Source organism: Binatus sp. (SeqCode), assembly GCF_050013435.1.
Lineage (GTDB): Bacteria > Desulfobacterota > Binatia > Binatales > Binataceae > Binatus.
Map to the genome: position 1 here is coordinate 1 of NZ_JBEKFG010000102.1, position 10,491 is coordinate 10,491.

Consider the following 10,491-nt stretch of genomic DNA (forward strand, 5'->3'; position numbering starts at 1 on the left):
GTGCCATTTCATATGTGGGCGCCGGACGTTTATGAGGGCGCGCCGACTCCGGTGACCGCCTTCATGGCGGTGGGCGTGAAGCTCGCCGCGTTCGCCGCCTTTATTCGCGTCTTCATGGTCGATTTTGTGTCCGTCGGCGCGCAGTGGCAGACGGTGCTGTGGGTCGTTGCGGCGTTGACGATGACGGGCGGAAATCTGATTGCCGTCGTCCAGACCAATATCAAGCGGATGCTTGCATACTCGGCGATTGCGCACGCGGGCTATCTGTTGCTTGGCATGGCGGCGGGAGTGCGATCGGGGCCCGCGATTCTTTACTATCTTCTCGGCTATGCATTCACAAACCTCGGCGCGTTCTCAGTAGTAATCGCGCTCGAACGGCGGGGTGAAGTAGGTAATCAGATTAGTGACTTCCGCGGCCTGGCGGCGCGCCAGCCGTTGCTGGCCGGCGCAATGGCTATCTTTCTGTTGTCGCTGGCCGGGGTTCCTCCGCTGGCCGGCTTCGTTGGCAAGTTCTACATCTTCAGCGAGGCGCTGCATCAGGGATACGTGGGACTGGTAATAGTTGCTGTACTCAATAGTGTAATCTCTGCCTATTACTATTTTTATGTACTGGTCGCGATGTATATGCAGGAGGGCGGTGTCGAAGTTGAGCGCCTCAGTGCGCGGCCTGCGCTGGTGGCGGCAATCGGACTGGCGGCGCTCGCTACGATCTTGATTGGGGTTTATCCGCAGCCGTATATCGCGTCCGCCACCAACGCATTTTATTCCGCCAGCGGCGCTGCGGGAGTCCGCTCCGCCGCGCTCGAACCATAGCCCGGGTCTTTCGAGCGCTGTTACTTGCGGCGCGAGGGCTTCTTCGAAGCGGGCTTCTTTGCGGATTTCATCGGCGGCTTCGTCGCCGTCTTCGGCTTGACTTGCGCTCCCGGCTTCGGCGCCGTCGCGGCGACAACGCTGCCGGCCGTTTGGCTATTCGCGGTGCCTGCGTACGCATCGGCTTCGATCTCGATCATCATGTCGGGATTTGCCAGCCGGCGCACTTCAACGACCGTCGACGCAGGAGGCGAGTCAGCGAAGAATTCCTTGTGCGCGCGCGCCGCTTCCGCAAAACGTTCCATGTCGGTGACGAACATCCGCGTGCGAATGACGTGATGCATCGCGAGCCCCGCGCGTTCGAGCGCCACACGAATATTGTCCAGTGCCTGGCGGGCCTGCACGTACATCTGTCCCGCGCCGACGATCAGTCCACGCTCGTCGGTCGCCGTGGTGCCCGAGACGGCGACCAGGTCGCCGGCCCTCACCAGCCGCGAATAGCCAACGATCGGCTCCCACGGCGTATTGGTCGAGATTCGCGAGATCGCGCTCATCGTAATCTCCCTCCCCACCTGCGAAGCAGGATGCAGCCCCGACTATGTGCTCAGCTCTCGCGGCCGGGATAGGCCTCTTCAAGTTCCCGCGCCACCGAACGCATCGGCGGACCTACCAGCCGTCCTGAGGGCATCAGCCAGTTAAGAATTCGCGTGAGCGGGCGCATACCCGCGACCGGACGCTCCGCGCTTCGCACCATGTCGAGTTCATGCTCGATGATTCGAGAATTGTGCCGATTTGCGAGCCCGATGCCCGCGAGAATAACGCGCCGTTCTTGCACCGCTTACCTCCACCTCATCCACCCCTAAAATCTAAAGCACCAAATGAAGATCGCCAAACAATGATCGAATCATACAGATGCCTACGAAATAGTCAAAAAATATCTTGGCCTCCGGCCCCTGCGATTCGCCCCGGCAGGCGGTTAGATGCGACGCGCGACGCGCGCTTGAAGTTACGCGGCGCCTATCGTATTCTTGGCGCGTTTCGAGTTTCTGCGTTCAAGTGAGCACCGAGCAACCAAGGAGAAAGCGATGCGAAAGATCCTGCTTCTGGCACTAGTTTCGATGTTCTTCGCCACGGCTTGCAACAAACCCGAGGAGACGGCTCCCGCAGCCCCCGAGGCTGCCGCGTCTGCCGCCGCGTCCAGCGAGGCCAGCGCCGCAGGCAGCGCCGCAGCCAGTGCCGTGGCCAGCGAGGCCGCGAGTGCCGCAGCCAGCCCGGCCGCGCCGTAATTCACTTTGTTTCCTGGCGGGTTCCCGCGCGCCGTCTAGAGCCGTCGGCGCGCGGGAGACTCGCTGACCGGCGCTCCTGGCGAGGAACCCGCCGAATCCCCGACTCGGACCCTATCGGGTCCGAGCTTGAGTCTCGCCCCGCATCATTCCGGCAAATAAACTCTCAGTCTGCCCGCAGCATCGCGGCCGACTCCCGCGATCTATTGCTCTTCGTCGGGCTCCTTCTCATATCCGCTGCCCGCAGTTTCTACCGGCGGGGCTTCTTTGTGCGGTTCCGGACTCGCACCCGCTTCGGGCGCCGCGTGATGCTCTTCGCCGCGAATTATCTCGACCGCGCGATGCGCTGATTCTCCCGCAAGCTTCCTCAGTTCCTCCGATTTGCGCGCCAACTCCGCGGTCGTCCGCGACAACTCTGACCTCAGCTGCGCAGACTTCTTCGTGTACGCCGCCCTGAGCTCCGAAATTTTGGCAATCGCCTGCTGACGGGCCGCGTCGCGCTTGCTGGCGTCGCCCAGCGCCGACTTCAGGTCCTTGCCGAGCTTGCGTCCCTGCTCGCGCAGCGCCGCAATCTGCGATGCCAGCATCGTGCGGGCCTTTTGCGCCTCGCTCTTGATGCGGGCTTCGATTTTTCGCGCCCTGGTCTCGCGTTCGAGCTTGACCCGCAGCATCCTGGCGGTCTTGCGCAGCTGCTCGAGTTGCCTGAGCGCGGGATTCACAGCCTTCTTCCGTTTCGCGGTCTTTTTCTTTGTCGGCATCCGTCGCCTCCCGTTGCAAAGCGTTTTCCTGGAACCAGTTCCAGCTAAGTCCTGTTTGCAAATAAGATCAACGAGGACTCAAAGCTGAATTTCTCCGGGCTGGTTTTTCCACACGACGCTAGTGCTACGATGCGTTCGCGATGGCGACTACCGCACCCGAGCCTGCCCCTTCCTCCGAGCACTTGAAGCCGGGTCTTTCGCTCTTCGACTCCGTGACCTTGGTGGCCGGCTCGATGATCGGCTCGGGCATCTTCATCGTTTCCGCGGATATCACCCGTCAGGTCGGCAGTCCCGCCGCGCTGTTGATGGTCTGGCTGGTGGCGGGCGTGATGACGATTGCGGGTGCGCTGGCGTATGGCGAACTCGCCGCGATGATGCCGCAGGCGGGCGGGCAATACGTCTATCTGCGCGAGGCCTACGGCGGAATGTGGGCGTTCATGTTCGGATGGACGCTGCTGCTCGTCATCCAGACCGGCACGATTGCGGCCGTCGCAGTTGCGTTTGCACGATTTGCGGGCGTCATGTGGCCGGTGCTCGGCTCGAACCTCTGGATTGGCGCAGGCGGCGCCGGACTGTCGGGCGAGCGCGCGGGCGCGATCGTCGTGATCGCGGTCCTGACCGCGGCCAATCTGCGCGGCCTCAATATGGGCAAGTGGCTGCAGAACTCCTTCACCACAGCCAAAATTCTCTCGCTATGCCTGATAGTCGTGGTTGGATGCCTGATCGCGCCGAATCCGGTCGCGCTGCGCGCCAATTTCGGCAGCTCGACCGCATTCCTCGGCACCGGTTCCATGTCGATAGCCGGCGCGGGCGTATTCGGCGCCGCGATGGTAGGTGCGCTCTTTTCAGCCGACGCATGGGCGAGCGTCACCTTCGCGGCGGCCGAGGTCCGCAATCCCAGGCGCGATCTTCCTCTGGCGCTTGCCTTTGGAACCGGCGTGGTGATTGCGCTCTATATCCTCACCAACGTTGCCTACCTCTGTGAGCTGCCCGCCTCGGGAAATGCGGCCGCAGCGAGTGTAGTAGGGCGCGGAATCGCGCACGCGTCCAGCGATCGTGTGGCAGCCGCGGCGATGCAAGTCGTGTGGGGCGGCGCGGGCGCGAAGATCACCGCAATCCTGGTGATGATCTCCGGCTTTGGATGCGCCAACGGCCTGATCCTGACGGGTGCGCGCGTGATTTACGCGATGTCCCGGGACCGGGTCTTTTTCGCCGCCGCCGGACGTCTCAACCGCGCCAGCGTGCCCGCCGTCGCGCTGGTGATGCAGGGGATTTGGGCGTCGGTTCTAACCTTGTCAGGCACTTATTCCGAACTGCTGGATTACGTGATCTTCGCGCAGTTGATGTTTTACGTGCTGACGGTGTCGGCCGTGTTCGTGCTGCGCCGGCGGTTCCCGGGCGCTATCCGTCCGTACCGCGCGTGGGGCTATCCGCTGGTGCCGGCGCTCTACGCCGTCGCGGCCTCGGCCTTGATGGTCGATTTGTTGATTATGAAGCCGCGCTTCACCTGGCCGGGATTGCTGATCGCGCTGAGCGGCGTGCCGATCTATTACTGGACGACCGCCCGCTCCCGCGCAATTCGATAAGCCTCATCCCCGCGCAGGGGCTGGGGGCACATGCTCACCGGGTGGCGCCGGGAGTCGAATCATCGGTGCTGTTCTGCGTCGTGGCGATCGGCGCACCCGCCTGGGCGCAGTCCTCTCCCGACAGCTTGCCGCTGCGGAACTCGTGCGCAATCGTGGTCAGGATGTACGTGCTGCGCTCGGGCGACTGATTGCCGGCGAGTTTGAACAATTCAGCCGCGTTGTGCGCCGCTTCAGCCGCATCGTGGTCGTTCTTCGGCAACCCATAGATTTGAAATACCTTGCATAGCGATTCGATTCCGTCCCTGCGGTCGCCTTCGGTAACCGGAACGCCGGAAGTTTGAGCCGAAAACCCGTCTGCACTCGATCCGCCCGTCGCACCGCCCTTCGCACCACCGAGGCCGCGCAACATCCCACGAGCGAGAAAAAGGATCAGAAGCAACACGATTCCCGCGGCGATCGCTCGTCCCGCCCTCTGAGCGCGTGAAGTTTCGCTCCACGGGATCCACTGGAATCCGCCCTTGGCTTTTTCCTCGCCGCCGTTGCTTGGCGGCGGCGGTCCCGGCGTGTGGATCACCGGCGAGCGCATTTCCGGCTTGAACGGTTTGGGCTGCGGCGACAATCCGCGTAGCGGGGGCGAACTGCCGGGATTGCCGCTCGGCTTCGGCGGTGGCGATACGGGATTAACCGCCGGCCTCGCCAGCGGAGCCGCACAGTATCCGCAGAATGCCATGCCCTCCGCGTTATCTTTGCCGCATTGCCTGCATACAGGCATCAGATCACCCTGGCTTGGTTACCAAATCTTCCCGGAACCATTGAAAAAATGAAAAAGTGAAAAAGCCGCTAGCAATATCCCCAACCATCAGTCAGCGCATCGCGCAAGCCAAAATTGACGACTCTTTAGATATGAAAGCTACAACAGGTGCGTGCAAAGTCAATATGGCTGGCGAAAATTCACTTTGCGCCAAACCATCCGGACAATGCGAATATGTTGACAATTCCAATCCATCCCGCCGTGACATTATGATGGCGGGCGGGTCCGACGCGCCGGGCTACCCCATAATGCCAACCGTGCGTGGCAGCTCTACTGATGCGCCGTTGCCCCGAACGCCGCCTTCACCATCGGCTCGAGCTCGCCGGTCTCGTGCAGCTCGCGAATAATATCGCAGCCGCCGACGAACTTGCCGTCGATAAAAACCTGCGGAATCGTCGGCCAGTTGCTGTAACGCTTGATCGCGTCGCGCAGTTCGGGATCGCTGAGCACGTCGGCGGTCGCGAACGGCACGCCCAACTGCTCGAAAATAGCGACCGTCGCCGCCGAGAAACCGCATTGCGGCAAGCTGCGGTTGCCCTTCATGAAAATCATGACCTTGTTTTCTTTGACTGCCGATTCGATTTTTTCGATTATGTCCGCCATTCGATTTCTCTACCTCCGGTTCTGATACTGCGCCGGCGTCAACGTCTTGAGCGTGAGCGCATGCACCTGCACGCGCATCGCGTCGCCCAGCGCCTGATAGACCAGTTGATGCCGCTCGATTAGACCCTTGCCCTCGAAACTTGGGCTCACCACCAGCGCCTCGAAATGATCTCCGCCGCCAGTGTAGTCGCGCACCTCGACCCGCGCGTCAGGAATTCCCCGCGCAATCATCGCCTCGATTTCCTTCGGGTCCATCACAGAGTCGGCATCTTAGCCCGCATCCCGCTCGTGAATCCACCAGCAGCGGCCGCGCCCGCCGTGGCGGCGGCATGAAGGAAGAATCACCTGCGCGGTGGGCGGCAGGGGTGACCCCTGCACCCGCAGTGAGAAGACGCGAAAATCTGCGCAGCGCATCTTTTCGCGACTACACGATGGCGGGGGTCAGCCCTGCAGGAGAGCTGTGAATAACTGGGTATTGGTGCTGAAGCGATACGCGCTGGCGCGCGAGATCCTTCGCTGCGCTCAGGATGACGGAAAAAAAACAAGCGGCGCTCGTGTCATTCTGAGCGAAAGCTGCTGTAGCGAAGAATCTCGACGGAGGCTCCGGCGTCCGGCGTTAGTTAGGCACATCTCTCCTGCAGCGGCAGTATCAATCGAAAAGTGCGCCGAAGCTCCTTTTTCTCTCGGTTTCTCGCGCGTGAGCGAGATCCGCGCGGCGCGTCTCTCGCTCTCGGCCGTGGGAGAAAAAGACGCACCCTGCGGATTTTTCGACTAGCATTGGGTGCAGGGGTCAGCCCCTGCCGCCCACCGCGCAGGTGATTCTTCCTTATCCCGTCGACCCGTTGGCACGGCAGGCCAGGATTAACGTACGACCGAAATGTTCACGACGTGGCCGCTGCTGTCCTCGGGCTTGCCTGGCGAGCCGTGACCCTTGACGCCGTCGAGCAGTTGTTTTGCGTTTGCGGTGATCTCGCCTGGATGGCCTGCGCCTACTATTCGCGAAACTATCTTGCCGTCGGGTCCGAGGAACAGTGTCGTGGGTATCGCCTCGACTCCCATATCATCGACCAGCCGCTCGTCGGCCAGCGCGATTGGATAATCGATCCGGAACTCTTTGACAAACGGTGCGACCGCGGGCAGCCCTTCGCCCTGGATCAGGTCGCATGAGACCCCGATTACCACCAGACCGCGCGACTTGTTGTACTTCTTGTAGAGCGCGACCAGTTCGGGAATCTGCTTGCGGCACGGCCCGCACCAGGTCGCCCAGAAATCGACGATCACCGGATGGCCCCGGTAATGGCTGAGGTCGATTTGTTTGCCGTCGAGGCCGGGCGCGCTGAAATCCAGGCCCTCATCCACCGGCGACGAGTTCGCTTGCGGCGTGTCGAGCCGCAGCAGCGGCGCGGGCTTTTCGCGCGTCGTGAAGTTGACGAATGACGCCACGATCAGCGTCAGCGCGATTGCTACGCCGAGCGCGCGCAGTACTTTTTGCCTGCCGGTCATACCTGCTCGATTACCGTCGCGATACCCTGGCCGCTCCCGATACACATCGTCGCCACTCCGAGCGCTACTTCGCGCACGCGGTTCTCCTTTCGCGGCCGGCGCCGTCCGCGCGGCCGCCGATCGTTAAATAAGCCCTATATGATACTACGCCGGCGCAGTTCTGACAGCCGGTTGGAGTCGTAGCCCAGCACGCTTGCCAGCACCTCGTCGGTGCTCTCGCCCAGCCCCGCCGCGCGAGTCGAGGGGATATCGGCGTCGCCAACGCCGACGCTCTTGAGCGGCGAGCCGGGCACGATCAGGCCGTGAAAATCCGGATGGTCCGCATGCAGGATCATGTTGCGCGCCGCCAGATGCGGGTCGCGGGTGACCTCCTCGACGTTGGAGATTGGAGCGCACGGGACCGACGCGTCGGCGAGCAGGCGCAGCCAATGCTCGCGCGGCCTGGTCGCGAAGATGCGCGCCAGGAGCGTCTCGAGCTCGGCATGGTGCGCGGTGCGATCGAAGTTGGTCAGAAATCGCGGATCGTCTTTAAGTTGCGGCATCGCGATCACGTCGCAAAAGCGCAGCCAGATCGCCTCGTTGCCCGCGCCCATCACAAAGTAGTCGTCGGCGGCGCGAAACTGTTGAAACGGCGTGATCGACGGATGCCGCGTGCCGAGCCGCTCCGGAATCTTGCCCGACACCGAGTAGCGCGCCAGCGCGTCCTCGAGCATCGCCACCTGGCAATCGAGCATCGCGATATCGAGGTGATTGCCGACCCCGTCACGATCGCGCACCCGCAACGCCGACATGATCGCAATCACGCCATACAGCGCCGCCCCCAGATCGCCAACCGACACGCCGCATCGGACCGGCGCGCCGCCCGGATTGCCGGTGATACTCATGGTGCCGCCGAGCGCCTGCGCGACGATGTCATAGGCGGGCGCGGAAGTCATCGGCCCGGTCTGTCCGAAACCCGAGATCGAGCACAAAATTATTTTCGGATTGGCGGCTTTGAGTTGCGAATAGCCGAGCTTGAAACGATCCATCGTGCCCGGCGAGAAATTTTCGACAACTATATCCGATTTTGCCGCCAGCTCGATAAAGATCGCGGCGCCCTCTTCGAACCGCAAGTCGAGCGTGACGCTGCGCTTGCCGCGATTGACGCTGTAGAAGTAGGCCGAGTCGCCCGACGGCATCATCGGCGCAAAGCTACGCGAGTCGTCGCCGCTGCCCGGCATCTCAATTTTGATTACCTCGGCGCCGAGGTCCGCCAGATTCATTGTGCAGAACGGACCGGCCAACACGCGCGTCAGGTCCAGCACGCGGACACCGCGCAGCGGCTTTTGATCGATCATCGATGGTTATCCTTGCGCAAGGCCTGCCGGGTCTCGCTGAATGCTAAAGCTATGCTCTGAGTCGAGCGGCGGTTTCCCGTGCGGCCGTGCTCGACGCATCGTAGCCGACTCAATCAACCGAGAGAATCTTTTCAACTAAAGTTCCGAAGGCGAAAACCGGGCCGTCCCGGGGCGATCGAACCACGGCCGGCAGTCTGCCTTTTGATTTAGCTGTTACCGGCCACTAGTCTTTCATCGATCGATTTAATTAAAGGCGGGCGACAAAGGATCAAGAACATGGCGAATGAAATCGTTTTGTACGAAACTCGATACCCGGCCGCGATAATCACGCTCAACAACCCGGACCATCGCAACGCCATGAGTTCCGCGATGATCGACGGTCTGATGGCCGCGATTGCGCGCGCCGAAGAGGATCGGCGCGTGCGCGCGCTGGTCTTCACCGGTACCGGGTCCGCATTTTCAGCCGGGATGGACCTCGGCGAGCTGCGCACAATCCTCGACCAGCTACGCATCGACGATTCCGGAAAGGTCTGGGAGGGCGCACTTCGCGGCGAGGCGTTGATCGAGCGCGTATATCGCCTGGGCAAGCCTTCCATAGCCGCCGTCAATGGAATCGCGGTTGGCAACGGCGCCGGCTTCCTGAGTGCCTGCGATTTGGCCGTCGCCGCCGATAACGCAAGAATTGGCTACACCGAAATGAAGCATGGGATTCAGGCGGGGATGGTAATCCTGCATCTGATGCGATTGGTGGGCGAACGCGTCGCGAGATATCTGCTGCTCACCGGCGAACTGGTGACCGCCGATCAGGCGATGGTTCTCGGACTGATTAATAAGGTCGTGCCCCCTGGACAGCTGATGGACTCCGCGCTTGCATGGGCAGATGCGATCGCGATGAATGCGCCGAAAGCGGAAGCTACTACCAAGTCATTGATGTGTAAATTCTCCGGTCAGGCGATAGCCATGAGCATGACCGAATACACCGCAGCGCCCCACATCAGCGACGAAACCCGTTCGGGGCTCGAGTCCTTTTTTGATAAGAAACCGGTGCCCTGGTCGTTCAAGCCGTCATGATTTCTGATAGAGGCCAGCGCCGGCCAGTACCAGGCCGACGATGATCGCCGCGCCGCTGACAATTGGCGGCACGCTGTGCGAAGTCGGCTCGTTGGCCTGAATCTTCAAGTCGCCAAGTGAGACGACGTTCGTGGTCTCATTGGTCGTGAACCGGGGTATCGCGAGGCCCAACACTCCGAGCAGGGCGATAATCACACCGACGATTACGATTGGCTTCATTTGTCTATAATCCCGCGGATTTGAGCGCCGCCGGAGGCCTCTTGATTGCGTGAATCGCGATCCCGATTAGCAGGATGGCGACGCCCGCGATTCCGAACGCCTGCCACAGCGGTAGCCATTCATGAAGCAGCAATATCGCAGCGCAAACAATACATACCGCGCCGCAAAACATCACTGCGGTCACTGTTAGAGTAGCTATTGCATTGGCTATTTGCGTCTCCAGTGCCGCGCCCACGCTGGTCTGGAGCATGTGGACCTCGGACTGAAGGATGCGCGTTACGTCGTCCACCGCCCTGCTCACCAGCGTCGGCCAATCCTGGAAGGTCTCCGGGGCGCCGTTGGCGGTGTTAGGTTGTTTCTCTGACATAGGATCAGCCGTGCATCGCGGGTTCGCGACGCTTCAACTCTGGTCGTTTGGCTCGTGTTTGGAGATTGCCCAGCCGAGCAATGCGGCGATCACGACCGGACCCGCGCCGCGGTTGTTGACGATCGAGCCGAACAGAAAGCCCA

14 protein-coding genes are annotated in these 10,491 nt (G+C 61.7%); 4 read left to right on the forward strand and 10 right to left on the reverse strand.

Annotation, left to right across the window (positions count from 1 at the left end; all coding sequences use genetic code 11):
• On the forward strand, positions 1-813 hold an 813-nt coding region (locus ABSB13_RS15640; protein ID WP_428110171.1), incomplete at its 5' end, for an NADH-quinone oxidoreductase subunit N.
• Positions 814-833: 20 nt separating this feature from the next.
• Here the strand turns inward: ABSB13_RS15640 and ABSB13_RS15645 are convergent.
• Both ABSB13_RS15645 and ABSB13_RS15650 read right to left on the reverse strand, forming a co-directional pair.
• Positions 834-1,364 carry a RidA family protein gene (locus ABSB13_RS15645; protein WP_428110173.1) on the reverse strand — a complete coding sequence of 177 codons (531 nt, stop codon included), beginning with the start codon at positions 1,362-1,364 and terminating at the stop codon, positions 834-836.
• A 50-nt stretch (positions 1,365-1,414) separates the two neighbouring features.
• On the reverse strand, positions 1,415-1,645 hold the full coding sequence (locus ABSB13_RS15650; protein WP_428110174.1) for a hypothetical protein: 231 nt from the start codon (positions 1,643-1,645) through the stop codon (positions 1,415-1,417).
• Between the two features lie 193 nt (positions 1,646-1,838).
• On the opposite strand from ABSB13_RS15650, the gene ABSB13_RS15655 reads away from it, so the two are divergent.
• On the forward strand, positions 1,839-2,096 hold the full coding sequence (locus ABSB13_RS15655) for a hypothetical protein (protein ID WP_428110175.1): 258 nt from the start codon (positions 1,839-1,841) through the stop codon (positions 2,094-2,096).
• A gap of 200 nt (positions 2,097-2,296) precedes the next feature.
• Here ABSB13_RS15655 and ABSB13_RS15660 read toward each other — a convergent pair whose 3' ends face one another.
• Entirely contained in the window at positions 2,297-2,851 is a 555-nt protein-coding gene (locus ABSB13_RS15660; protein ID WP_428110177.1) for a hypothetical protein, read from the reverse strand.
• Between the two features lie 140 nt (positions 2,852-2,991).
• Here ABSB13_RS15660 and ABSB13_RS15665 point away from each other — a divergent pair, with 140 nt between their 5' ends.
• The gene (locus tag ABSB13_RS15665; protein WP_428110178.1) at positions 2,992-4,437 is read left to right on the forward strand and encodes an APC family permease; all 1,446 of its coding nucleotides are present in this window, start codon (positions 2,992-2,994) and stop codon (positions 4,435-4,437) included.
• A 34-nt stretch (positions 4,438-4,471) separates the two neighbouring features.
• Here the strand turns inward: ABSB13_RS15665 and ABSB13_RS15670 are convergent, their stop codons facing one another.
• The 5 genes from ABSB13_RS15670 to ABSB13_RS15690 form a co-directional block, all read right to left on the reverse strand.
• Positions 4,472-5,209 carry a hypothetical protein gene (locus tag ABSB13_RS15670; protein WP_428110180.1) on the reverse strand — a complete coding sequence of 246 codons (738 nt, stop codon included), beginning with the start codon at positions 5,207-5,209 and terminating at the stop codon, positions 4,472-4,474.
• A 309-nt stretch (positions 5,210-5,518) separates the two neighbouring features.
• Positions 5,519-5,851 (reverse strand): Grx4 family monothiol glutaredoxin, encoded by a 333-nt coding sequence (gene grxD, locus ABSB13_RS15675; RefSeq protein WP_428110181.1) that lies wholly within the window; start codon positions 5,849-5,851, stop codon positions 5,519-5,521.
• Positions 5,852-5,860: 9 nt separating this feature from the next.
• Positions 5,861-6,106, reverse strand: a complete 246-nt coding sequence (locus ABSB13_RS15680) for a BolA family protein (protein WP_428110183.1) — start codon at positions 6,104-6,106, stop codon at positions 5,861-5,863.
• Positions 6,107-6,712: 606 nt separating this feature from the next.
• Positions 6,713-7,354: a TlpA family protein disulfide reductase gene (locus ABSB13_RS15685; protein WP_428110184.1), complete on the reverse strand. Its 642-nt coding sequence runs from the start codon at positions 7,352-7,354 to the stop codon at positions 6,713-6,715.
• 134 nt (positions 7,355-7,488) lie between these two features.
• Entirely contained in the window at positions 7,489-8,691 is a 1,203-nt protein-coding gene (locus ABSB13_RS15690; RefSeq protein WP_428110186.1) for a CaiB/BaiF CoA transferase family protein, read from the reverse strand.
• Between the two features lie 276 nt (positions 8,692-8,967).
• On the opposite strand from ABSB13_RS15690, the gene ABSB13_RS15695 reads away from it, so the two are divergent.
• Positions 8,968-9,762: an enoyl-CoA hydratase/isomerase family protein gene (locus tag ABSB13_RS15695; protein WP_428110187.1), complete on the forward strand. Its 795-nt coding sequence runs from the start codon at positions 8,968-8,970 to the stop codon at positions 9,760-9,762.
• Here ABSB13_RS15695 and ABSB13_RS15700 read toward each other — a convergent pair.
• Positions 9,757-9,981: a hypothetical protein gene (locus ABSB13_RS15700; RefSeq protein ID WP_428110188.1), complete on the reverse strand. Its 225-nt coding sequence runs from the start codon at positions 9,979-9,981 to the stop codon at positions 9,757-9,759. The two genes, ABSB13_RS15695 and ABSB13_RS15700, sit on opposite strands and share 6 nt — an antisense overlap.
• Positions 9,982-9,985: 4 nt before the next feature.
• The gene (locus ABSB13_RS15705; RefSeq protein WP_428110190.1) at positions 9,986-10,348 is read right to left on the reverse strand and encodes a phage holin family protein; all 363 of its coding nucleotides are present in this window, start codon (positions 10,346-10,348) and stop codon (positions 9,986-9,988) included.
• Between the last annotated feature and the right edge of the window lie 143 nt (positions 10,349-10,491).

Bases quoted from the DNA above. Each gene is read 5' to 3' on its own strand.
- ABSB13_RS15645 (WP_428110173.1), bottom strand. From the start codon at position 1,364: ATGAGCGCGATCTCGCGAATCTCGACCAATACGCCGTGGGAGCCGATC.
- ABSB13_RS15660 (WP_428110177.1), bottom strand. From the start codon at position 2,851: ATGCCGACAAAGAAAAAGACCGCGAAACGGAAGAAGGCTGTGAATCCC.
- ABSB13_RS15665 (WP_428110178.1), top strand. From the start codon at position 2,992: ATGGCGACTACCGCACCCGAGCCTGCCCCTTCCTCCGAGCACTTGAAG.
- ABSB13_RS15670 (WP_428110180.1), bottom strand. From the start codon at position 5,209: ATGCCTGTATGCAGGCAATGCGGCAAAGATAACGCGGAGGGCATGGCA.
- grxD (WP_428110181.1), bottom strand. From the start codon at position 5,851: ATGGCGGACATAATCGAAAAAATCGAATCGGCAGTCAAAGAAAACAAG.
- ABSB13_RS15680 (WP_428110183.1), bottom strand. From the start codon at position 6,106: ATGGACCCGAAGGAAATCGAGGCGATGATTGCGCGGGGAATTCCTGAC.
- ABSB13_RS15685 (WP_428110184.1), bottom strand. From the start codon at position 7,354: ATGACCGGCAGGCAAAAAGTACTGCGCGCGCTCGGCGTAGCAATCGCG.
- ABSB13_RS15690 (WP_428110186.1), bottom strand. From the start codon at position 8,691: ATGATCGATCAAAAGCCGCTGCGCGGTGTCCGCGTGCTGGACCTGACG.
- ABSB13_RS15695 (WP_428110187.1), top strand. From the start codon at position 8,968: ATGGCGAATGAAATCGTTTTGTACGAAACTCGATACCCGGCCGCGATA.
- ABSB13_RS15700 (WP_428110188.1), bottom strand. From the start codon at position 9,981: ATGAAGCCAATCGTAATCGTCGGTGTGATTATCGCCCTGCTCGGAGTG.
- ABSB13_RS15705 (WP_428110190.1), bottom strand. From the start codon at position 10,348: ATGTCAGAGAAACAACCTAACACCGCCAACGGCGCCCCGGAGACCTTC.